We start from the raw sequence: 21,647 nt of genomic DNA, 5'->3' as shown, positions 1-21,647 counted from the left end.
GGCGAGCTCTATCTCGTGACGGGAGGCTCTACCTCGGCGGGAGGCGGACGCCGTTCTGCCAGACCGCGGCGACGAGCGGGACGCCCGGGCGGTAGGCGAGGTGCACGCGGCTCGGGGCGTCGAGCAGCACGACGTCGGCCCGCGCCCCCGGGGCGAGGTGCCCGACGTCGGCCCGCCGCAGCGCGAGGGCGCCGCCCGCGGTCGCGGACCAGACGGCCTCGGCGACGGTCATGCGCATCTCGCGGACCGCGAGCGCGACGCACAGCGGCATGGACGACGTGTAGCTCGACCCGGGGTTGCAGTCGCTCGCGAGCGCGACGACGGCGCCCGCGTCGAGGAGGCGCCGCGCGTCGGGGTAGGGCTGGCGCGTCGAGAACTCCACGCCGGGGAGAAGGGTCGCCACGGTCCCGGCGACCGCTCCCGACTCCGCCCCGCTCCCGGGCGCCGTGTCCGCGGCGGCCCCCGACCACGAGCCCCCGAGCGCCGCGACGTCGGCGTCGGTGAGGTACGTGCAGTGGTCCACCGCGGCGGCGCCGAGCGCGACGGCGAGGCGCACACCCTCCCCCGGCGCGAGCTGGTTCGCGTGCACGCGTACGCCGAGGCCCGCCGCCGCGCCCGCCTCGAGGACGCGACGCGACTGCTCGGGCGTGAACGCGCCCGTCTCGCAGAACACGTCGACCCACCGCGCGTGCGGGGCGCACGCGGCGAGCATGTCGCCGCACACGAGGTCGACGTACGCGTCTGCCCGACCCGCGTACTCGGGCGGCACGACGTGCGCCCCGAGGAACGTGACCTCCGGCGTGACCTCGCGCGCGAGCCGCACGGACCGCTCCTCGTCGGCGACCGTGAGGCCGTAGCCGCTCTTCACCTCGACCGTGGTCGTGCCCTGCCGGGCCGCCTCGTCGAGGTGCCGCGCGAGGCCTGCGCGCAGGTCGTCGTCGGACGCCGCGCGCGTCGCCGCGACGGTCGACCGGATGCCTCCCGCCTCGTACGGGCGCCCGGCCATGCGCGCCTCGAACTCGGCGGCGCGGTCGCCCGCGAACACGAGGTGCGTGTGGGAGTCGACGAACCCGGGGATCACCGCGCGCCCGCCCACGTCGACGGTGACGTCGGGCTCGCGGCCGCCCAGCGCGCGCCCGACGGCGTCGCGCGCCTCCCGCGCCGGCCCCGCCCAGGCGACGCGGCCGCCGTCGAGCAGCACGACGGCGTCGGTCACCAACCCGGTCGGGTCGCCGTCACCCGTGCCGGCCCCGCCGGGCACGTTGGTCGTCAGCTCGCCGATCCCGGTGAGGAGCGTCGACCCACTCGCCGAACCGGGGCCGACGGTCCGCCCAGACGACGCCGAACCCAGGGTCTCTCCCCAGGACGTGCCCTCCGTGGGGAACGACCCCGGGTTCGGCACCGGGGGGTGGGCCATCAGGACTCCCGCGTCGGGACGCGGAGGCCGTTCCGCTCGGCCGTGGCCATCGCGTCGTCGTAGCCCGCGTCGACGTGGCGCAGCACGCCGAGGCCCGGGTCGTTCGAGAGCACGCGCGCGAGCTTGGCCGCGGCGAGCGGCGTGCCGTCCGCGACGGACACCTGGCCCGCGTGGATCGAGCGGCCCATGCCGACGCCGCCGCCGTGGTGGATCGACACCCACGTCGCGCCCGACGACGCGGCCGTCAGCGCGTTGAGCAGCGGCCAGTCGGCGATCGCGTCGGAGCCGTCGGCCATGGCCTCCGTCTCGCGGTACGGGGACGCGACCGACCCGGCGTCGAGGTGGTCGCGGCCGATGACGACCGGCGCGCGCACCGCACCCGACGCCACGAGGTCGTTGAAGGCCAGCCCCGCGCGGTCGCGCTCGCCGTGCCCGAGCCAGCAGATGCGCGCGGGCAGGCCCTGGAACGCGACCCGCTCCTGGGCGGCGCGGATCCAGCGGTGGAGGTGGTCGTCGTCGAACAGGTCGAGCACGGCGGCGTCGGTCGCGGCGATGTCGCGCGGGTCGCCCGAGAGCGCGGCCCACCGGAACGGGCCCTTGCCCTGCGCGAACAGCGGCCGGATGTACGCGGGCACGAACCCCGGGAAGTCGAACGCCCGGTCGTACCCGCCGCGACGCGCCTCGTCGCGGATCGAGTTGCCGTAGTCGAACACCTCGGCACCCGCGTCGAGGAACCCGACCATGCCCTCGACGTGCCGGGCCATGGACTCGCGCGCGCGGTCGGTGAACTCGTCGGGCTTGGCCGCCGCGTAGTCCGCCCACTCCTCGACCGGCACCCCGACCGGGAGGTACGAGAGCGGGTCGTGCGCCGACGTCTGGTCCGTGACGACGTCGACCTCGACCCCGCGCCGCAGCAGCTCCGGCACGACCGTCGCGCTGTTCGCCTCGACCCCGACCGACAGCGCCCGACGCTCGCGCCGCGCGTCCTCGACGAGCCGGACCGCGGCGTCGAGGTCGTCGGCGACGACGTCGAGGTACCGCTCGCGCACGCGCCGGTCGAGGCGCGACCGGTCGACGTCGACCACGAGGCACGCGCCGCCGTTGAGCGTCACCGCGAGCGGCTGCGCGCCGCCCATCCCGCCGCACCCGCCGGTGAGGGTGAGCGTCCCGGCGAGCGAGCCCCCGAACCGCTTCGCGGCGACCGCGGCGAGCGTCTCGTACGTGCCCTGGAGGATGCCCTGCGCGCCGATGTAGATCCACGACCCCGCCGTCATCTGCCCGTACATCGTCAGGCCCATCGCCTCGAGCCGCCGGAACTCCGGCCACGTCGCCCAGTCCCCCACGAGGTTCGAGTTCGCGAGCAGCACGCGCGGCGCCCACTCGTGCGTCTGCAGCACCCCGACCGGCTTGCCCGACTGCACGAGGAGCGTCTCGTCGTCCGCGAGCGTCGTGAGCGTGCGGACGATCGCGTGGTAGCTCGGCCAGTCGCGCGCCGCCCGGCCGGTGCCGCCGTAGACGACGAGGTCGTCGGGCCGCTCCGCGACCTCCGGGTCGAGGTTGTTCATGAGCATCCGCAGCGGCGCCTCGGTCTGCCACGACCGTGCGGTGAGGGTCGTGCCGCGCGGCGCGCGGACCGGGACGGGGGTGCCGAGTCGGTGGGTCGGCTCGTGGGTCATGGTCGTCTCGCTCCTTCGGGGTCGGTCGGGCGGGAGGTCAGGCCAGGTGCCCGACGGCGGCGCTCGCCGCCGCGACCACCGCACCGCTCGTGACGAGGCGGGTCACGGCCTCGATGTCGGGCGACAGGTAGCGGTCCGGGCCGGGACCGTCGACGACGGTGCGCACGAGGTCGCGCACGGCGCCCGTCCCCCGGGCGGGGTGCAGGGACCCGCCGTCGCAGCGCAGGTCGAGCGCGCGCGTCGCGGTGAGCAGCTCGATCGCGAGGACGCGGCCGAGGCCGTCGACGGCGCGGCGGAGCTTGCGCGCCCCGGCCCAGCCCATGGACACGTGGTCCTCCTGCATCGCCGACGACGGGATCGAGTCGACGCTCGACGGCACGGCGAGGCGCTTGAGCTCCGAGACGATCCCCGCCGCGGTGTACTGGGCGATCATGAGCCCGGAGTCGACACCCGGGTCGTCCGCGAGGAACGGCGGCAGACCCTCGTTGCGAGCCTTGTCGAGGAACCGGTCGGTGCGGCGCTCGCTCATGCTCGCGACGTCGGCCGCGGCGATGGCGAGGAAGTCGAGCACGTACGCGACCGGCGCGCCGTGGAAGTTCCCGTTCGACTCGACGCGGCCGTCCACGGTGACGACCGGGTTGTCGATCGCCGCCGCGAGCTCGCGACGCGCGACGGCGGCGGCGTGGTCGAGCGTGTCGCGCGCCGCGCCGTGCACCTGCGGCGCGCACCGCAGCGAGTACGCGTCCTGCACGCGCGTGCACTCCGGGCGGCCCTCGGCGTCGAGCGTGCGATGGCTCGCGACGACGGGCGAGCCGTCGACCAGGGCCCGCAGGTTCGCGGCCGACGCCGCCTGGCCGGGGTGCGGGCGCATCGCCACGAGGTCCGCGGCGAACGGCGCGTCCGAGCCGAGCAGCGCCTCGACGCTCGCCGCCGCCGCGACGTCGGCCGTCGTGAGCAGGGACCGCAGGTCGTGCAGCGCGAGCGCGAGCATGCCGAGCATGCCGTCCGTCCCGTTGATGAGCGCGAGGCCCTCCTTCTCGCGCAGCGTCAGCGGGGCGATCCCGGCGGCGGCGAGCGCGTCGGCGGCAGGCACGAGCGCTCCCGTCGCGTCCCGCACCTCGCCCTCGCCGAGCGCCGCGAGCGCGACGTGCGCGAGCGGCGCGAGGTCGCCCGAGCAGCCGAGCGACCCGAACTCGCGCACCACGGGCGTCACCTGCGCGTCGAGCATCGCGGCGTACGTCTGCGCGACGACGGGTCGCGCCCCGGTCCGCCCGGTCGCGAGCGTCGCGAGCCGCAGGAGCTGCAGCGCCCGCACGACCTCCTGCTCGACCTCGGGCCCCGACCCCGCGGCGTGGGAGCGCACCAGGCTGAGCTGGAGCTGCGCGCGCCGCTCGACCGGGATGTGCCTCCGGGCGAGCGCGCCGAACCCGGTCGAGACGCCGTAGTGCGGGCGGTCGTCGTCCGCGAGCCCCTCGACGACGGCGCGGGTCGCGGCCATCGCGTCGACCGCCGCGTCGGCGAGCCGGACACGCGCGCCGTGCCGCGCGACGTCGACCACGTCGTCGATCGTCAGCGGTCCGGCGCCCACCTCGACGGTGCGCGTCGTCGAGCCGGGACCGCCGGAGGCCCCGTCCAGGACCATCGGGGGATGCGTCGTCGTTGCCATGCCGTCAGCACACACCGTGCTCCGGGGCCGCCGACAGGCCCGCGCTGCAGGTTCGGTCTGGGATCCCAGACAACCACCGGGGGATCTCCTCAGGCCGGCGAACCGCCGGCGACGGCGGAGGTCCACGCCGCGAGCTCGGCGGCCAGCGCGACCGGGGCGTCGAGCTGGACCAGGTGCCCCGCGCCGGGGAGCCGCCGGACCGACGAGCCGGGCACCGCGGCCTGCAGCCGATCGGCACGGTCCACGGGGATCCACGTGTCCTCGGCGCCCCAGACGACGTGCACCGGCTCGGTGAGCGTGCCGTAGAGGGGCTCGATCTCGTCGGTGAAGCGTTCGTCTGCCTGGGCGATCTGCCGATAGAACGCGGCCTGGCCCTCCGGCCCGGTCCAGGGCGCCACGAGCGCCTCACGCTCGGCCGCCGTGAGCCCGCGGTGGCTCGCGCCGGCGACGTAAGCACCCACGATCCCCTCGTGCACGCCGGCCGGGACCCGGGCGAACACGTCGGCGTTGTCCCGGACGAGCCGGAAGAAGGGCGATCCCCACGGGGAGAGCACCACCACGTCGACGAGGCAGAGCGAGGCGAACCGTGCCTCGTGCAGCAGGCGGGCCCGCAGGGCTACGGCGCCGCCGACGTCGTGCGCAACGACGTGCGGCGCGTCCAGCCCCCACGTCTGCAGGAGTTCGGCGAAGAGCAGGCCCTGCGTGCCGAGGTCGACGTCGTGCTCGGGGTCCTTCGAGGAGGCGCCGTAGCCGGGCATGTCCCACAGGTAGACCGTGAAGCTCGACGACAGCGCCTCCGCGTACGGGCGCCAGAGCCATGACGACCACGGCGTCCCGTGCAGCATCACGAGCGGCGGGCCGGACCCCAGTCGGTCCCACGCGACGCGTCGGCCGCGCCACTCCAGCGTCCTGGTGAGCGCGCCCGACGGCGTGCGTCCGTCGTCCCGGGGCGCGCCTGCTCCGTCCATGTCGGGTCAGGAGCCCACGTAGGCCGCGAGGTGCTCGCCCGTGAGGGTGGACCTGGCCGCCACGAGGTCGGCCGGGGTGCCCTCGAAGACGACGCGGCCGCCGTCGTGGCCGGCGCCCGGGCCGAGGTCGACGATCCAGTCCGCGTGCGCCATGACCGCCTGGTGGTGCTCGATGACGATGACGGACTTGCCCGAGTCGACGATCCGGTCGAGCAGGCCGAGGAGGTTCTGCACGTCGGCGAGGTGCAGGCCGGTCGTCGGCTCGTCGAGGACGATGACGCCGCCCTTGTCGCCCAGGTGCGTCGCGAGCTTGAGGCGCTGGCGCTCGCCGCCGGACAGCGTCGTGAGCGGCTGGCCGAGGCTCACGTACCCGAGGCCGACGTCGTCGAGCCGCTCGAGGATCGCCTTCGCCGCGGGGACCTTGGCCTCGCCCGACGAGAAGAACTCGCGGGCCTTCGAGACCGGGAGGTCGAGCACGTCGGCGATGTTCAGCCCGCCGAGCGTGTAGTCGAGCACCGCGGCCTGGAACCGGCGGCCGCCGCAGTCCTCGCAGGGGGTCGAGACGGTCTCCATGAAGCCGAGCTCGGTGTAGATGACGCCCGCGCCCTTGCACTCGGGGCACGCGCCCTCGGAGTTCGCGCTGAACAGGGCGGGCTTGACGCCGTTGGCCTTGGCGAACGCCTTGCGGATCGGCTCCAGCAGGCCCGTGTAGGTGGCGGGGTTGCTGCGGCGCGAGCCTCGCACCGCGCTCTGGTCGATCGTGACGACGCCCTCGCGCCGCGACACCGACCCCTCGACGAGCGAGCTCTTGCCCGACCCGGCCACCCCGGTCAGGACGACGAGCACCCCGAGCGGGATGTCGACGTCCACGTCCTGCAGGTTGTGCGCGTCCGCGCCACGGATCTCCAGCGCACCCGACGGCGAGCGCACCTCGTCCTTGAGCGTCGCCCGGTCGTCGAGGTGGCGGCCGGTCACGGTGTCGCTCGCGCGCAGCCCCTCGACCGTGCCCTCGAACGTCACGTGCCCGCCGGCCGTGCCCGCGCCCGGGCCGAGGTCGACGACGTGGTCGGCGATGACGATCGTCTCCGGCTTGTGCTCGACGACGAGGACCGTGTTGCCCTTGTCCCGCAGCTGCAGCAGGAGGCCGTTCATGCGGTCGATGTCGTGCGGGTGCAGGCCGATGGTGGGCTCGTCGAAGACGTACGTGACGTCCGTGAGCGACGACCCGAGGTGGCGCAGCATCTTGATGCGCTGCGACTCGCCCCCGGACAGCGTGCCCGACGGTCGGTCGAGGCTGAGGTAGCCCAGCCCGAGCTCGACGAACGACGCGAGGTTCTCGCCGAGCGCGTCGACCACCGGCGCCATGCTCGCGGCGGCCGGGTCGTTCCTGAGGTCCCCGATCCACGCGGCGAGGTCGGTGATCTGCATCGCGCACAGGTCGGCGATGTTCACGCCGCGAATCTTCGACGAGCGCGCCGACTCCGACAGGCGCGTGCCCCCGCAGTCGGGGCACGGCGCGAACGTCGCCGCCCGCTCGACGAACGCCCGGACGTGCGGCTGGAGCGAGTCGACGTCCTTGGAGAACATCGACTTCTGGATCTTGGGGATCAGGCCCTCGTAGGTGACGTTGATCCCCATCGCCTTGATCTTGGTGGGCTCCTTGTAGAGGAAGTCCTGCATCTGCCGCTCGGTGAACTCGCGGATGGGCCTGTCGCCCGGGAAGAACCCGGACTCGGCGAACCCCCGCACCATCCACCCGTCCGCGGTGTACCCCGGGACCTTGATCGCGCCGTCGAGCAGCGACTTCGAGTCGTCGAAGATCTCCGTGAGGTCGAGGTCGGAGACGGAGCCGCGCCCCTCGCACCGCGGGCACATGCCGCCGTGGTAGATCGCGTTGCGCACGATCGTCTTCTCGCCCGTGGCCGACGTCATGATGCCGCTCGCCTTGCGCGCGGGGACGTTGAAGGAGAACGCGGGCGGCGGGCCGATCTGCGGCTCCCCGAACCGGCTGAACAGGACCCGCAGGATCGCGTTCGCGTCGGTCACCGTCCCGACCGTGGAGCGCGGGTTCGCGCCGAGGCGCTCCTGGTCGACGACGATCGCCGTCGTCAGGCCCTCCAGCACGTCGACGTCGGGCCGGTCCAGCGTGGGCATGAAGCCCTGCAGGAACGCCGGGTACGTCTCGTTGATGAGGCGCTGCGACTCGGCCGCGACCGTGTCGAACACGAGCGAGCTCTTGCCGGACCCCGAGACCCCCGTGAACACCGTGAGGCGCCGCTTGGGGATCTCGACGCTCACGTCCTGGAGGTTGTTCGACCGCGCCCCCTGGACCCGGATGACGTCGTGCGCGTCGGGGTCCTGTGGCGTCGCGGCCTGCGTTCCCGTCGTCGTTGCCGTGCTCATCGTGTCTCCTCGTCGTCGAGCCTCGTCGCGCGGCCACCGCCGACCCGGTCGACCGGCCGGTCGACGGCGCCGACCGGCCGACCTCGGCAGTCCGGTGAAAGTCTGCCCGAGAACGGGTCGGTCCGGCGCGCGGATCCTGCCGCGGCGCGCGGCCTTCCGGTGTCAGGCGCGCGGCCGTCCTGTGCCAGACCGGCCACGCGGGCGCGGTTCATCGCGGCGTGAGCCGCACGAGCGGGTACTGGCGCTCGGCCTTGCTCTGGTACTTCGCGATCCGCGGCTGCTCCGTGGCGACGCGCTGCCACGCGCGCTCCCGGTCCGCGCCCGCGAGCTCGTGCGGCACTGCAGGGACGGGCGCCCGCCCGGGCAGCTCGATCGCGACGTCGTCGGGGCGGGCCGTGAGGTTCGCGTGCCAGTCCGGGTTGCGGCTCCCGCCCCCGGACGCGACCACGAGGACGGCGTCGCCCTCGTCCGGCAACCACATGAGCGGCGTCTCGCGCGGCACCCCGCTGCGGCGGCCCAGGGTGTGCAGCACGAGGACGTCCATCCCCATGAACGTCGCCCTGCCGCCCCGGACCTTGCGGACGAGCCGCGCGTTCGAGCGTCGCTGCATCCAGCGCGAGAACCGTCCCGGCGTGCCCGGGGCGCGCCCCGCGCCGTTCGTCGTGCGTCCTTCGGTGCTCATCGTCGTCTCCTTCGTCCTCGTGGTCGGCCCCGCCCGTCGGGCCGGTCCGTGGTGCGTCGTGGTGCTGCGTCGTCGGTGCCGCGTCGTCCCCCGGGGGCCGGCCGGGGACGACGGAGGTCCTCACCGCTCGTCGAGCACCTCGCCGTCGAGCGCCTCGTGGTCCGTCGTGAGGCCGAGCGTCGCCCCGACGAGCGGGACGTCGCGCGCGGCCTGCGCCGCGGTCTGCATCGCGGCGGCCGAGTCCCAGCGCCAGATGTCGAGGTACGTCCCGTCCTCGAGCCGGACGAGCGTCGCGGCCGTGAAGGCGGGGTTCGCCGCACGCAGCCCCTGGATCAGCGCGCTGCGCTGCTCGAGCATCTGGGCCAGCCGGCCCGTCTCCACCGTGTACCGGTGCGTCCTGACGACGGCCATGGTCGTCTCCTCTCCGTCCCGCCCGGCGCCTCTCGCCGTGCCCTTCCAGGCTCGGGCCGCCCGCGCGGGCGAACAACGGCCGATCCGGCAACGGTGCTTGCGCCGGGGGTTAACGAACGCGACGATCGTCGGGTGGAGCTGCGCGACATCGAGATCTTCCTGACGCTCGCCGAGGAGCTGCACTTCGGGCGCACGGCGGAGCGCCTGCACGTGTCGGCGCCCCGGGTGAGCCAGGCGATCGCCAAGCAGGAGCGCCGCATCGGCGCCCCGCTCTTCGAGCGCACCAGCCGGCGCGTCGCGCTCACGCCCCTCGGGGAGCAGCTGCGGGCCGACCTCGAGGCCGGGTACCGCCGGATCCTCGAGGGCGTCGAGTCCGCCGCGAGCACCGCACGGTCCGCGCGCGAGACCCTGACGTTCGGCGTCATGGGGCCGCTGTGGCAGGAGCTCGCGCCCGTGACCGCGCTGTTCCGCGCCCGCAACCCGCACGTCGACCTGCGCATGCGTGAGGTCCGCATCGACGAGCCCTTCCGCCTCCTGCGCGACGGCGAGGTCGACGTCGCGCTCCTCTGGCTGCCCGTCGAGGAGAAGGACCTCGCGGTCGGCCCGGTGACGTTCACCGAGCCGATCGTGCTCGCCGTCGGGCGGACGCACCCGCTGGCCACGCGCTCGTCGGTGTCCGTCGCGGAGCTGGCCGACGAGAACGTGCTCCCGTCCGGCCTGCCCGTCCCCGACTACTGGGAGGACGCCGTCAGCCCCGTCCCCCGCAGCGAGCCCGACCGCGGCGGCACCACCCCGACGCGCGAGGAGGTGCTGTGGCGGGTCATGTCCGGCGACGGCGTCGCGGTCGCGTGCGCGCAGGGCATCCGCTACCTGGAGCGGTCCGACGTGGCCTACGTGCCGCTCGACGAGCGTCCCGTGCTGCGCTGGGGCCTCGTCCGGCGCGCCGGGCCGATTCCCCCGCTCGTCGCGGAGTTCTCGCAGGTCGCGGCCGAGCTCGGCCCGCTCGCGCTCACCTTCGACCTCGAGGCCGCGGGAGCGAGCGGCCGCGTCTGACGGCGCCCGCAGCGGGTGTCCCGTCGACGGCCGTGCGCCGAGAGGGACGGTCGCTCAGGGGCGCTGCTGGATGCGGATCTCGTTGCCGGCCGGGTCGCGGAACGCGCAGTCGCGCACGCCGTAGGACTGGTCGATCGGCTCCTGCACGACCTCCGCCCCCGCGGCCTCGATCTGCGCGAAGGTCGAGTCGACGTCCGCCGTCGCGAGGTTCACCCCGAAGTAGGCGCCCTTCGCGACGATCTCCAGGAGCGCGCGCTTGTCGTCGTCGCTCAGGCCGGGCGTCACGGCCGGCGGGTGCAGCACGATCGCCGTGTCCGGCTGGTCGGCCGGGCCCACCGTGATCCACCGCATCCCCTCGTAGCCGACGTCGTTGCGGACCTCGAAGCCGAGGACGTCGCGGTAGAACGCCAACGAGGCGTCGGGGTCGGTCTGGGGCAGGAAGCTGGCGTTGATGGTGAGGTTCATGAGAACGACGCTAGGACCGCCGCCCCACCCGCGCTTCTCGATTCCTGACCGGTCGCGTGACGCGCCGCGCGACACACGCCGGCATCCCGTCGAGCCGCTCCGCGCCGGGGACGGTGCCGGTCCCGCCCGGACGCGCCCGCCCGGCGTCGGTCGGGGTGCCGGCCCCGATCCCGGGCGACGCGGCTGCCGCGGCCGTCCGAGACTCCACGGGCACGGGGGACCCGGCGTCGGCCTCCGCCGCGCGGCGCCGGTAGACGCTCGGCGGCACGCCCACGAGCTCGGTGAACCGCGTGCTGAAGGTCCCCAGCGACGAGCACCCCACGGCGAAGCACACGTCCGTGACGCTCAGGTCGCCACGACGCAGCAGCGCCTTCGCCCGCTCGATGCGCCGCGTCATGAGGTACGCGTACACCGACTCCCCGTACGCGGCCCTGAACTCGCGGCTCAGGTGCCCGGCCGAGACGTGCACGCCTCGCGCCAGCGCTGCGACGTCGAGCGGCCGCGCGTACTCGCGGTCGATCCGGTCCCGCACGCGCCGCAGCCGCGCGAGGTCGCGCAGGCGCTGGTCGTCGGGCAGGGTCGTCACGCCTCGATCGTGCCACGGCCCTACGGTGGTCTCCATGCCGAGCGACGTCCCCGCCGCGCGCCAGGCCGTCCGCGTGCTCACCTACCTCGCCGCGCAGGCCGGCCCGTCGCCCGCGGCCGCCGTCGCACAGGGCCTCGGGCTCCCCCGGTCGACCGTCTACCACCTGCTGTCCGTCCTCGTCGACGAGGGGTTCGTGACGCACCTGCCCGAGGAGCACCGCTACGGGCTCGGGACGGCGTCGCTCGCGCTCGGCTCCGCGTACGCGCGCCAGGCGCCGATCGCCCGCCTCGCCCGGCCCGTCGTCGCGCGCCTCGTCGAGTCGACCGGCGAGAGCGCCCACCTCGCCGTCCTCAACGGGCGCGAGGTGCTCTACCTCGTCGAGCAGCGAGCGCCGCGCCGCCCCACGCTCGTGACCGACGTCGACGTCCGCCTCCCCGCCCACCTCACCGCGAGCGGTCGCGCCGTCCTCGCGGGCCTGCCCGCCGCCCAGGTCCGCGCCCTCTTCCCCAGCGCGGCCGCGTTCGCCGACCGCACCGGCGTCGGGCCGCAGTCCCTCGGCGCGCTGCGCGAGGTCCTGCGCGGCGTCCGCCGGCGCGGCTGGGCCGAGGAAGACGGCGAGGTCACCCCCGGCCTCGCGTCCGTCGCCCACGCGGCGGTGGACCACACCGGCCTCCCCGTCGCCGGCATCGCCCTCACCTTCTGGGCCGACGACGCCCCGCCCGCCCGCCGCGCCGAGCTCGCCGCCGCCGTCGGCCGCGCCGCCACCGAGGTCAGCCGCCGCCTCGGCGCGCGCGAGCGCCCCGCCCCGCCGAGGTAGAGCCCTGGTCGGTCGAGGTAGAGCCCTGGTCGGTCGACGTAGAGGCATGGTGTGCGCTCGTGGCGAGGGCGTTGCGGACGCCGGGTGTGCGGACTAGATTTTTCGGCGTGCCGAACTTTGCTTCCCGGGTCACCGGAAGATCCCGCGCTCGCGCGGCCGTCGCGATCGGGGTGACCGCGCTCGCGCTCGCCGGGTGCTCCGCCGGGACGGACGCGGGGGGCGAGGCCGACGCCGACGACGGGCGGCCGGTCGTCCTCACGACGTTCACCGTCCTGGCGGACATGGCGCAGAACGTCGCGGGCGACCACCTGCGCGTCGAGTCGATCACCAAGGTGGGCGCGGAGATCCACGGCTACGAGCCGACGCCGGGCGACCTCCGCAGGGCCGCCGACGCGGACCTGATCCTCGACAACGGCATGGGGCTCGAGGCGTGGTTCGGGCGGTTCGTCGAGGGGCTGGACGTGCCGCACGTCGTCGTGAGCGAGGGCGTCGAACCCATCGCCCTCGGCGACGACACGGCCGAGGCCTACCAGGGCAAGGACAACCCGCACGCGTGGATGTCGCCGGTGAACGGCCGGCTCTACGTGCAGAACATGGCCGACGCGTTCGCCGAGCTCGACCCGGCGCACGCGGACGACTACGCGGCGAACGCCGCAGCCTACTCGGCCGAGCTCGCCGCGGTGCACGACGAGCTCACGACGGCGCTCGACGCGCTGCCCGAGGGCCACCGCGCGCTCGTGTCGTGCGAGGGCGCGTTCCCCTACCTCGCGCGCGACGCCGGGCTGGCGGAGAAGTACCTGTGGGCGGTCAACGCCGAGCAGCAGGCGACGCCGCAGTCGGTCGTCGGCGCGATCGAGTTCGTGGAGCGGCACGACGTCCCCGCCGTGTTCTGCGAGTCCACCGTCTCCGACGACGCGATGCAGCAGGTCGCGCGCGAGTCCGGCGCGGCGTTCGGCGGGATGCTCTACGTCGACTCCCTCTCCGCGCCGGACGGCCCCGTGCCGACCTATCTCGACCTCCTGCGCCACGACACCGAGACCATCGTCGCGGGCCTCACCGGCACCACCGCGGGCGGTGACGCGTGAGCGGGGGCGGGCGCGCGCCGTCGGGCACGCCCGCGATCGACGTGCGCGACCTCACCGTCCACTACGGCGACGTCCTCGCGCTCGACGGCGCGACGCTCGCGCTCGGGGCGTCGAGCGGGCGCGGGACGGTGTGCGGGCTCGTCGGCATGAACGGCTCGGGCAAGTCGACGCTGTTCAAGGCGGTCATGGGCATGGTCCGGCCGGACCGCGGCACCGTCCTGGTCGACGGCGCACCCCCCGCGCGCGCCCGGCGCGCCCAGGCGGTGGGGTACGTGCCGCAGAGCGAGGACGTCGACTGGGCGTTCCCGCTGAGCGTGCGCGACGTCGTCATGACGGGCCGCTACGGCTACCAGGGCTTCACGCGCCGCACGCGCCCCGCCGACCGGGAGGCGGTCGCGCGCGCGCTGGAGCGAGTCGAGCTGACCGACCTCGCGGACCGGCAGATCGGCGCGCTCTCGGGCGGGCAGCGCAAGCGCGCGTTCGTCGCACGCGGGCTCGCGCAGGGCGCGACCGTCCTCCTGCTCGACGAGCCGTTCGCCGGCGTCGACAAGCGCACCGAGGCCACGATCACCGCGCTGCTGCGCGAGCTCGCGGCGGGTGGCGCGACCGTGCTCGTCTCGACCCACGACCTGCGCGCCCTGCCCGAGCTCGCGGACGAGGCGGTGCTGCTCCAGCAGCGCGTCCTGCTGCACTCGACGCCGGACGAGGTCCTGCGGCCCGAGAACCTCGCGCTCGCGTTCGGCGTGGAGGTGGCGCCGTGACCGACCTCCTCGCCACCCTGCTCGAGCCGCTGTCGTTCGAGTTCCTGCGCACCGCGCTCGCCGTCACGGTCACCGCCGGGATCGTGTGCGGCGTGCTGTCGTGCTGGCTCGTGCTCGTGGGCTGGTCCCTCATGGGCGACGCCGTCTCGCACGCCGTGCTGCCCGGCGTCGTGCTCGCGTACGTCGTGGGGGCGCCGTTCGCGCTCGGCGCGCTGGTGTTCGGCCTGCTCGCGGTCCTGCTCATCGGCGCGGTCCGCGACACGAGCCGCGTGAAGGAGGACGCGGCCATCGGGGTCGTGTTCACGACGCTGTTCGCGCTCGGCCTCGTCCTCATCTCCGTGACGCCGAGCCAGACGGACCTCAACCACATCCTCTTCGGCAACCTGCTCGGGGTGTCGCGCGCGGACCTGCTCCAGGTGCTCGCGCTGGGCGCGGTGACGCTCGCGGTCGTCGTGCTCAAGCGGCGCGACCTCACGCTCTACGCGTTCGACCCGACGCACGCGCACGCGATCGGGCTCTCGCCGCGACGGCTCGGCGCGCTGCTGCTCGGCCTGCTCGCACTGACGGTCGTCGTCGCCCTCCAGGCCGTCGGCGTGGTCCTCGTCGTCGCGCTGCTCATCACGCCCGGCGCGACGGCGTACCTCCTCACCGACCGCTTCTCGCGGATGCTGTGGATCTCGCCGCTCGTCGCGGCGGTGTGCGGGGTCGTGGGCATCTACGTCAGCTACTACCTCGACACCGCGTCGGGCGGGACGGTCGTCGTCGCGCTGGGCGTGGCGTTCGCGCTCGCGTACCTGTTCAGCCCGCGGCACGGGCTGATCGGGGCCCGTCTGGCCGCCGCCCGACGCCGCCGCCTCGTCCGCGTCTGACCCTCGTCCGGCGGGACGGTGCCCGCTCCGGACGTCGGCGACGTGTCACCCACGTGCGCTGTGTGCGAAATCTCCATGAATTCGCCCACGATTCCCTGGCTCTTCTCAGGTTCGACCGGGAGACTGGGTGCCATGTCAGCGAGGACGAGCGAGCCCACGACGCCGCAGCGCACGCGCACGTCTGCCCGGTTCGCCGCGGCGAGCCTGCTCGCGCTGGCCATGATGCTCCCGATGTGCGCCACGGCGACCGCCGCCGAGGTCCAGCAGCTCATCGCCGACGCGCAGGTCCAGACCGAGACGATCGGCGACGACCTGGACCGCGTCCACGCCCAGCTCCCCGCCCTCCACCCCGTGCTCCGCAACGACGTGCTCGACGCCGTCGAGTCGGTCCAGGCGGCGACGGACGAGGCCCGCTCCGCGCTCGACCGCGCGTCCGACGGCGACGAGGCCGCCGACGGCCGGGCCGCCGTCGCGCTGGCCGACGCCCAGGTCGCCCTCGACGCGGCGTCCGCGCAGCTCCGGTACGCGACGGACCTCGCGCACGACGCGGGCGAGGGCGTCGCCGTCGCGCTCGAGCGGCTGCAGGCCCACATCGACGTGCTCCGCGGCGAGACGAGCCGCGCTGGGGTCTGACCCCGCCCCCTCTCCACGCGAGATCGACCCGCACGGTCGAGATCGACCTTCGGAGGGTCGATCTCGTGACGGGGAGGTCGATCTCGCGGCCCGGCCGCCGCCGCGCGGTCCGTCGCGTCGCTTCCTACGATGGCGGGATGCCGCGCGTCACCGGGATCGTCAAGCCGCACGAGGCGTTCCCCCGGGTCGCCCGGCTCGATCGCGCGGTCAACGGCTGGACCAACCGTCGCGCGCTCGGGCCCCGCGCCGACGCCGCGCTCTCGCGGCTGTCCGCCGCGGCCGACCACAGCGTCCTGTGGGCCGGGGCCGCACTCGGCATCGCCGCGACGGGCCCGCGCGGGCGCGAGGCGGCGCTGCGCGGCTACGGCTCGCTGCTCGTCTCGAGCCTCCTGGCCAACGTCGTCGGCAAGACCGTGTTCGGCGGCGAGCGCCCCTCGCTCGAGCCGCTCCCGCTGTGGCGCCGGCTCGCCGACCCGCCGACGTCGCCGTCGTTCCCGTCCGGGCACTCGGCGTCGGCAGCCGCGTTCGTCACGGGGGTCGCGACCGTGCGGCCCGCGCTGGGCCTGGCCCTCGCGCCGCTCGCCGGCGCGGTCATGTACTCGCGCCTCCACACCGGCTCGCACTGGTTCTCCGACGTCGCCGCGGGCGCCGCGCTCGGGGCGGGGGTTGCCCTCGTGGGGCGTGCGCTCGTGCCCGGTCGGGCCGAGCGCGGCCCCGACGTCCCTGCCGGGCCGCCCGCCGTCGTCCCCGCGCTCGACGACGGGGTGGGGCTGTTCGTCGTCGTCAACCCGGCGGCCGGGTCGGGCCGCCTGCTCAAGGAGGACCCGCTCGTCGCGCTGCGCCAAGGCCTGCCGCGCGCCGAGGTGCACGTGCTCGGCGAGGGCGACGACCTGCGGCGCCTCTTCGACGAGGCGGCCGGCCGGGGCGTCCGGGCGCTCGGCATCAGCGGCGGCGACGGGACCGTCTCCACGGCCGCGGCGGCGGCCCGCGCGCACGACCTCCCGCTCGCCGTCTTCCCCGGCGGCACGCTCAACCACTTCGCGCGGGCCGCCGACCTCACGTCGACGAGCGCGACGGCCGCGGCGGTCCGCACGGGCTCGGGCGTGACGATCGACGTCGCGGACCTCGAGGTCGACGGCCACGACGACCGGACCGTGCTCAACACGTTCTCCGCCGGCGTCTACCCGGAGCTCGTCACGGAGCGCGAGAAGCACGAGCACCGCCTCGGCAAGTGGCCGGCGGCGGTGCTCGCCGCGGCGCGGGTCCTGCGGCGGGCCCACCGCGTGCGGATGGAGGTGGACGGGCACGAGGGCGAGTACTGGTCGCTCTTCGCGGGCGTCAACCGCTACTTCCCGCAGAGCCTCGCCCCGGTCGAGCGCCGCCGCCTCGACGACGGCGTGCTCGACGTCCGCACGGCCCGCGCCGAGCGGCGCGCGAGCCGGCTGCGCACCTTCCTCGAGGTCGCGGCGGGCGACACCGGGACACGGATCGCACGGCGGGTGCCCGGCGTGCGCCGGCACCTCGTCGTCGACGCGACGACCGTCCCGACGCTCGAGCTGCGGTTCCCCGGCGGGGGCGCGGTGATCGGCCCGGACAACCCGTCCGCGTCCGACGGCGGGGCCTCGCCCGAGGCGGCCGGGTCGCCGCCCGTGGTGCTCGCGCACGACGGCGAGACGCTCACGCTCGACGCGGTCGCCGACGCCGGGCCGATCACCGTGCGCCTCACCATGCGGCCCGGCGCGGTCCGCCTCTACGCCCCGAGCGACCCGACCCTGGGGTGAGGCGTCGCACCCATACCTTTTGTCCCGTTTTCACGGACATCGGGGAGAACTCCCCCTGTTCAGACACACACGACATGGCCCACAATGAGCCCCGCAGACGCGCGGACGGCCCGTCCGCGCCTCCCCAGGACCCGGCCTCGTCGGCCCACCCAGAAAGCAGAAGAACCATGGCCCAGCAGTACCCCGCCGCCCCCCAGGCTCCCGCCGGCTACGCCGCCCCGATCGAGGACCCGGGCAAGACCCTGGGCATCGTGGGTTTCGTGCTCGCGTTCGTCTTCGCCATCGCGGGCATCGTCGTCAGCGCGATCGCGCGCAAGAAGAGCAAGGAGGCGGGCTTCGACAACCAGCTCGCCAAGTGGGGCCTCATCCTCAGCATCATCTTCACGGTGCTGGGCGCCATCGGGACGATCATCTACATCGTCGCGATCGCCGCGCTCGTCGCGAACGGCGCCGTGACCTCGACGTACTGACGTCCCCGCGCCGCCCGCCGGCGCCCCGTCCGACGGCCGTCGTCCCGCCCGGGACGGCGGCCGTCGTCGTGCGCGGGGCGGTGGCCGTCGTCGTGCGCGGGGGCGGAGGCACGCGAGCGTGCCCGGTCGCGGAAGATCCTGCGGCCGGGCACCGTTGAGACGGCGCACGACCGCGCCGCCGGTGAGCCCCACCGGTCCCCCGACGGTCGCCCGACCGCAGGAGCAGACGATGACCGACGACACGACCTCCCCGACCGCACCCGCGCACGCCCCTGCCGACCCGGCCGCCGTCGAGCTGGGCCTCGACACGTTCGGCGACGTGACCGCCGGCCCGGACGGCGCGCTGCTCAGCGGTGCGCGGACGATCCGCGACGTCGTCGAGGAGGCGGTGCTCGCGGACCAGGTCGGGGTCGACTTCTTCGGCGTGGGCGAGCACCACCGCGCGGACTTCGCGATCAGCGCGCCGGAGGTCGTGCTCGCGGGGATCGCGACCCGGACGTCGCGCATCCGGCTCGGGTCCGCGGTGACCGTGCTCAGCTCCGACGACCCGGTGCGCGTCTTCGAGCGGTTCTCGACGCTCGACGCGCTGTCCGGCGGGCGGGCGGAGGTCATCCTGGGGCGCGGGTCGTTCATCGAGTCGTTCCCGCTGTTCGGCTACGACCTCGCCGACTACGAGGTGCTGTTCGAGGAGAAGCTCGACCTGTTCGTCCACCTGCTCGACGAGGGGCCCGTCACGTGGTCGGGCACGACCCGTGCCGGGCTCGCCGACCAGGAGGTCTGGCCCAAGACCGAGAGCGGTCGGCTCCGCACGTGGGTCGGCGTGGGCGGGTCGCCCGAGTCGGTCGTCCGGACCGCGCGGCACGGGCTCGGCCTCATGCTCGCGATCATCGGCGGCGAGCCCGAGCGGTTCCGGCCCTACGTGGACCTCTACCACCGCGCGGTCGAGGAGCTCGGGAACCCGGTGCTGCCGGTCGGCGTGCACTCCCCCGGCCACGTCGCCGACACCGACGAGCAGGCGCAGGAGGAGGTCTACGAGCACTTCGCGGCGATGAACAACCGGATCGGCCGCGAGCGCGGCTGGCCCGCCTACCACCGCGGGCGGTTCGCCCACGACGTGCGCGACGGCTCGCTCTACGTCGGCTCGCCCGAGACCGTCGCGCGCAAGATCGCCCGCACGGTCCGGCTCCTCGGGGCCGGCCGGTTCGACCTCAAGTACTCGACCGGCACGCTCCCCCACTCGGCCATGCTGCGCAGCATCGAGCTCTACGGCACCCAGGTCGTCCCCCGCGTCCGCGAGCTCCTCGCAGAGTCCTGACCCCGCCCCGTCCGTCAGCCCCGGCCCGGCCCCGCCCCGCCGTCGAACACGAGGTTGCTGTCGTTATCGGGCTGATAACGACGGCAACCTCATGCTCGACGGCGGGCAGGGTCGTGTTCGACGGCGGCCGGTCCCCCCGGGGGGTGGTCCGTGGGCAGCCAGTCGGCGGGTCAGCCGATGGCGGCCGTGCGCTCGGCGGTCGGCGGGTCAGCCGGTGGCGGCCGCGCGGAGGGCGGCGGCCTCGAGGTCCGGCGGGAGCCCGACGGCGGGGCGGTCCGCACGCTGCGGCGTCGCCTCGCCCGCGGCGTCGAGCGTGCGGAGCCAGGCCCAGGTGTCGTGCACGGTCTCGTTCACGTCCCGGGGGCGGAGCCCGAGGGCGTACGCGCGCGAGGTGTCGGAGCCGTGGAGCGCGTCGTGCAGCTCGCCGGGCGGGAGCCACACCGGGAGCTGCGTCCAGGGCTCGATCCCTGCGGCGAGCACCACCTCCGGCTCGACCCACACGAGCTCGGCGGGCGGGTTCCCGGCCGCGGCGGCGTCGTCGGCCGTCACGGCGACGCACGCGGCGAGCAGCTCGCGCATCGTCGTGTGGCCCGGGGCGCTGACGACGTCGACCGGCCCCGACGCGCCCGCGAGCGCCACGTCCAGCGCGAACGCCGCGAGGTCGCGGGCATCGACGTACTGCAGCGGCAGGTCCTCCGGCCCGGGCGCGAGCACCGGCCCGCCCTGCGCGACGCGCCGGAGCCACCACGGCAGCCGCCCGACGTTCTCCCGCGGGCCGAGGATCAGTCCCGCGCGCAGCAGGACGGCCCGGTCGCCGAGCGCGTCGACGGCGGCGATCTCCGCCCCCCGCTTGGCGCGGGCGTAGTCGTCGTGGCTCGTGTCGTCCGGGTCGCCGTCGACGACCGACGCCGTCTCGTCCGCTCCGCGGGGCTTCGGGAACGGGTACACCGAGCGCGACGACACGTAGACGTACCGGCTGTCGCCGGGGATCCTGCCGGCGAGCAGCCGCGCGGCGTCGCGGACCGCCGCGGGCGCCCACGACCACGTGTCCACCACGGCGTCCCACGTCTGCGGGACGTCGTGGGCGCGCAGCGCGTCCAGGCCGTCCGGCCGGGTGCGGTCGCCGACGAGCTGCCGGACGCCGTCGGGCACGGGCGTGCTGCCGCGGTTGAGGACGGTCACGTCCCAGCCACGGGCGAGCGCGTCGTCGACGACGGCGCGTCCCACGAAGTCGGAGCCGCCGAGCACCAGGAGCCGGGTCATGGCCTCACTCTGACGCGTCGTCGGCGCGCCCGCAGCACGTTACGCCGCGGGCAGACGCGGAGCAGGTCTTCGAGCGCGCCGCGCGCCTCGGTGCCGCCTCGTCGCTCCGCACGCCCGACGCGCTGCACCTCGCCGCCGCACAGGTGCACGGGTGCACCGCCCTGTGGACGAACGACGCGCGGCTCGCCGTCGCCGGGCGCGGGCTCGCCGTGGACGTGCTGCGCGGCACCTGACCCGGACCCCCGGTGCGCGCACCGGCCGACGCTCAGTCGGGGTCGGCCGGGTCCAGGGGTGCGTCGGGGTCGAGGTTGACGACGCCGCGCCGCCAGTAGCCGTGCACCTCGACCTGGTCGGGCCGCGCCCCTGACCGCCGCAGGTCGCGGCGCACCGGGACGAGGTCGGTCGCCTCGCCGGCACCGAACACGTACTCGTCGGCGTCGAGCGGGCCGAGCGCCCTCACGGCCTCGGCGAGCTGGCCGGGCCCGTCGGTGCGGTAGAGGATTTCCGCCGTCGCCCGCCCGAGCTCGTCCTCGACGAACGCCTCGTCCACGTCGTCGCCGATCTCCACGATCGCGGTCACGGGGACGTCGGGCCCGACGGCGTCGACCCACCGGGCGAGCGCCGGCAGCCCGGCCTCGTCCCCGACGAGCAGCAGCCGGGCGACGCCGTCGGGCATGTCGCGGCTCGTCGTCGGGCCCGCGAGCACGACCTCGTCGCCGACCTGCGCCCGAGCCGCCCACGCCGATGCCGGACCGCCGTCCCCGGTGGGCGGCGCGCCCGGGTCGGCGCCGCCGTGCAGCACCCAGTCGACGTCGACCTCGGCGACCCCGTCGACCGTCCGCGTCGTCCGCACGGTCATCTCGCGCGAGATCGACACGACGCCGGTCGGGCGCTGGAGCGCGCCGTCCGGTGCGAGCGTCGGGGCGTGCAGCACGCCGGTCGCCGGGTCGGGCAGGAAGACCTTGACGTGGTCGTCCGGGCCCGGGGCGCGCAGCGTCACGAGCGACGCCTCCGGAGGGGTGCCGTGCGAGTCGGCGACGTCGCGGAAGGTGACGCGCCGCAGCGCGCCGGACGTCTCCTGGACGCGGTGCACGCGCACGCGGCGGGGAACGAGGTCGAGGGTGGTGCGGGCTCGGGTGAACACTGCCCCATTCTGCGCCGAGCACGACATGAGGGTCGGTATCCGGCGCTTTCCGTCCTTCAGGTCGTGCTCGACGGCGGGTCAGGTCGTGCTCGACCGACGTCGTGCCCGGGATCGGGACCACGTGCGGACCGCGGCGCACGCCTCGCGCCGAACACGACGTGAGCGTCGTTTTCCGCCGCTTT

General features: G+C 75.2%; 19 protein-coding genes and 2 pseudogenes. 10 read left to right on the top strand and 11 right to left on the bottom strand.

Annotated elements, in window-relative coordinates; all coding sequences use genetic code 11:
* Positions 1 to 28: 28 nt before the first annotated feature.
* The 7 genes from ACFC2L_RS06345 to ACFC2L_RS06315 all read right to left on the bottom strand — a co-directional run bounded on the left by ACFC2L_RS06345 (position 29) and on the right by ACFC2L_RS06315 (position 9,223).
* Complete coding sequence (locus ACFC2L_RS06345) at positions 29 to 1,417, bottom strand: amidohydrolase family protein (RefSeq protein ID WP_375823437.1); 1,389 nt, start codon at positions 1,415 to 1,417, stop codon at positions 29 to 31.
* A complete protein-coding gene (gene hutU / locus ACFC2L_RS06340) occupies positions 1,417 to 3,093 on the bottom strand; it encodes a urocanate hydratase (RefSeq protein ID WP_375823436.1) in 1,677 nt (558 codons plus the stop codon). Before hutU ends, ACFC2L_RS06345 begins: the two co-directional genes overlap by 1 nt.
* 37 nt (positions 3,094 to 3,130) lie before the next feature.
* Positions 3,131 to 4,735, bottom strand: coding sequence for a histidine ammonia-lyase (gene hutH, locus ACFC2L_RS06335; protein WP_375823494.1), 1,605 nt, complete (start codon positions 4,733 to 4,735; stop codon positions 3,131 to 3,133).
* A gap of 113 nt (positions 4,736 to 4,848) precedes the next feature.
* Positions 4,849 to 5,727 carry an alpha/beta fold hydrolase gene (locus ACFC2L_RS06330; RefSeq protein WP_375823435.1) on the bottom strand — a complete coding sequence of 293 codons (879 nt, stop codon included), beginning with the start codon at positions 5,725 to 5,727 and terminating at the stop codon, positions 4,849 to 4,851.
* Between the two features lie 6 nt (positions 5,728 to 5,733).
* Positions 5,734 to 8,130: an ATP-binding cassette domain-containing protein gene (locus tag ACFC2L_RS06325; protein WP_375823434.1), complete on the bottom strand. Its 2,397-nt coding sequence runs from the start codon at positions 8,128 to 8,130 to the stop codon at positions 5,734 to 5,736.
* A gap of 208 nt (positions 8,131 to 8,338) precedes the next feature.
* A complete protein-coding gene (locus ACFC2L_RS06320) occupies positions 8,339 to 8,812 on the bottom strand; it encodes a nitroreductase family deazaflavin-dependent oxidoreductase (RefSeq protein WP_375823433.1) in 474 nt (157 codons plus the stop codon).
* Positions 8,813 to 8,932: 120 nt separating this feature from the next.
* Complete coding sequence (locus ACFC2L_RS06315; RefSeq protein ID WP_205205596.1) at positions 8,933 to 9,223, bottom strand: hypothetical protein; 291 nt, start codon at positions 9,221 to 9,223, stop codon at positions 8,933 to 8,935.
* 132 nt (positions 9,224 to 9,355) lie between these two features.
* On the opposite strand from ACFC2L_RS06315, the gene ACFC2L_RS06310 reads away from it, so the two are divergent.
* Positions 9,356 to 10,276, top strand: coding sequence for a LysR family transcriptional regulator (locus ACFC2L_RS06310; protein ID WP_375823432.1), 921 nt, complete (start codon positions 9,356 to 9,358; stop codon positions 10,274 to 10,276).
* A gap of 54 nt (positions 10,277 to 10,330) precedes the next feature.
* On the opposite strand, the gene ACFC2L_RS06305 is transcribed toward ACFC2L_RS06310, so the two are convergent.
* Positions 10,331 to 10,741, bottom strand: coding sequence for a VOC family protein (locus tag ACFC2L_RS06305; protein ID WP_375823431.1), 411 nt, complete (start codon positions 10,739 to 10,741; stop codon positions 10,331 to 10,333).
* A gap of 229 nt (positions 10,742 to 10,970) precedes the next feature.
* Positions 10,971 to 11,363 (bottom strand): annotated as a pseudogene (locus ACFC2L_RS06300) (helix-turn-helix transcriptional regulator); the annotation flags it as partial.
* Here ACFC2L_RS06300 and ACFC2L_RS06295 point away from each other — a divergent pair.
* The 8 genes from ACFC2L_RS06295 (at position 11,362) to ACFC2L_RS06260 (ending at position 19,058) form a co-directional block, all read left to right on the top strand.
* Entirely contained in the window at positions 11,362 to 12,144 is a 783-nt protein-coding gene (locus tag ACFC2L_RS06295; protein WP_375823430.1) for an IclR family transcriptional regulator, read from the top strand. The pseudogene ACFC2L_RS06300 and the gene ACFC2L_RS06295 overlap by 2 nt on opposite strands.
* Before the next feature lie 107 nt (positions 12,145 to 12,251).
* Positions 12,252 to 13,229 (top strand): metal ABC transporter substrate-binding protein, encoded by a 978-nt coding sequence (locus ACFC2L_RS06290; RefSeq protein ID WP_375823429.1) that lies wholly within the window; start codon positions 12,252 to 12,254, stop codon positions 13,227 to 13,229.
* Positions 13,226 to 13,990 (top strand): metal ABC transporter ATP-binding protein, encoded by a 765-nt coding sequence (locus ACFC2L_RS06285; protein ID WP_375823428.1) that lies wholly within the window; start codon positions 13,226 to 13,228, stop codon positions 13,988 to 13,990. The genes ACFC2L_RS06290 and ACFC2L_RS06285 overlap by 4 nt, the downstream gene beginning before the upstream one ends.
* Positions 13,987 to 14,859, top strand: a complete 873-nt coding sequence (locus tag ACFC2L_RS06280) for a metal ABC transporter permease (protein ID WP_375823427.1) — start codon at positions 13,987 to 13,989, stop codon at positions 14,857 to 14,859. The genes ACFC2L_RS06285 and ACFC2L_RS06280 overlap by 4 nt, the downstream gene beginning before the upstream one ends.
* Positions 14,860 to 14,991: 132 nt before the next feature.
* On the top strand, positions 14,992 to 15,492 hold the full coding sequence (locus ACFC2L_RS06275) for a hypothetical protein (RefSeq protein ID WP_375823426.1): 501 nt from the start codon (positions 14,992 to 14,994) through the stop codon (positions 15,490 to 15,492).
* A 137-nt stretch (positions 15,493 to 15,629) separates the two neighbouring features.
* Complete coding sequence (locus tag ACFC2L_RS06270) at positions 15,630 to 17,273, top strand: phosphatase PAP2 family protein (RefSeq protein WP_375823425.1); 1,644 nt, start codon at positions 15,630 to 15,632, stop codon at positions 17,271 to 17,273.
* Positions 17,274 to 17,440: 167 nt separating this feature from the next.
* Positions 17,441 to 17,743 carry a hypothetical protein gene (locus ACFC2L_RS06265; protein ID WP_204538222.1) on the top strand — a complete coding sequence of 101 codons (303 nt, stop codon included), beginning with the start codon at positions 17,441 to 17,443 and terminating at the stop codon, positions 17,741 to 17,743.
* 229 nt (positions 17,744 to 17,972) lie between these two features.
* Positions 17,973 to 19,058, top strand: a complete 1,086-nt coding sequence (locus tag ACFC2L_RS06260) for an LLM class flavin-dependent oxidoreductase (protein ID WP_375823424.1) — start codon at positions 17,973 to 17,975, stop codon at positions 19,056 to 19,058.
* 207 nt (positions 19,059 to 19,265) lie between these two features.
* Here ACFC2L_RS06260 and ACFC2L_RS06255 read toward each other — a convergent pair whose 3' ends face one another.
* The gene (locus ACFC2L_RS06255) at positions 19,266 to 20,321 is read right to left on the bottom strand and encodes an NAD-dependent epimerase/dehydratase family protein (protein WP_375823423.1); all 1,056 of its coding nucleotides are present in this window, start codon (positions 20,319 to 20,321) and stop codon (positions 19,266 to 19,268) included.
* A 71-nt stretch (positions 20,322 to 20,392) separates the two neighbouring features.
* Between ACFC2L_RS06255 and ACFC2L_RS06250 the strand changes: the two are divergent.
* A pseudogene (locus tag ACFC2L_RS06250) lies at positions 20,393 to 20,554 on the top strand (type II toxin-antitoxin system VapC family toxin); the annotation flags it as partial.
* Positions 20,555 to 20,586: 32 nt separating this feature from the next.
* On the opposite strand, the gene ACFC2L_RS06245 reads toward ACFC2L_RS06250, so the two are convergent.
* Complete coding sequence (locus ACFC2L_RS06245; RefSeq protein WP_375823422.1) at positions 20,587 to 21,465, bottom strand: siderophore-interacting protein; 879 nt, start codon at positions 21,463 to 21,465, stop codon at positions 20,587 to 20,589.
* Positions 21,466 to 21,647: the final 182 nt, after the last annotated feature.

The organism is Cellulosimicrobium sp. NPDC055967 (genome assembly GCF_042269845.1).
In the GTDB taxonomy this organism is placed as follows: Bacteria; Actinomycetota; Actinomycetes; order Actinomycetales; family Cellulomonadaceae; genus Cellulosimicrobium.
This window is presented reverse-complemented; position numbering and strand designations above follow the sequence as displayed.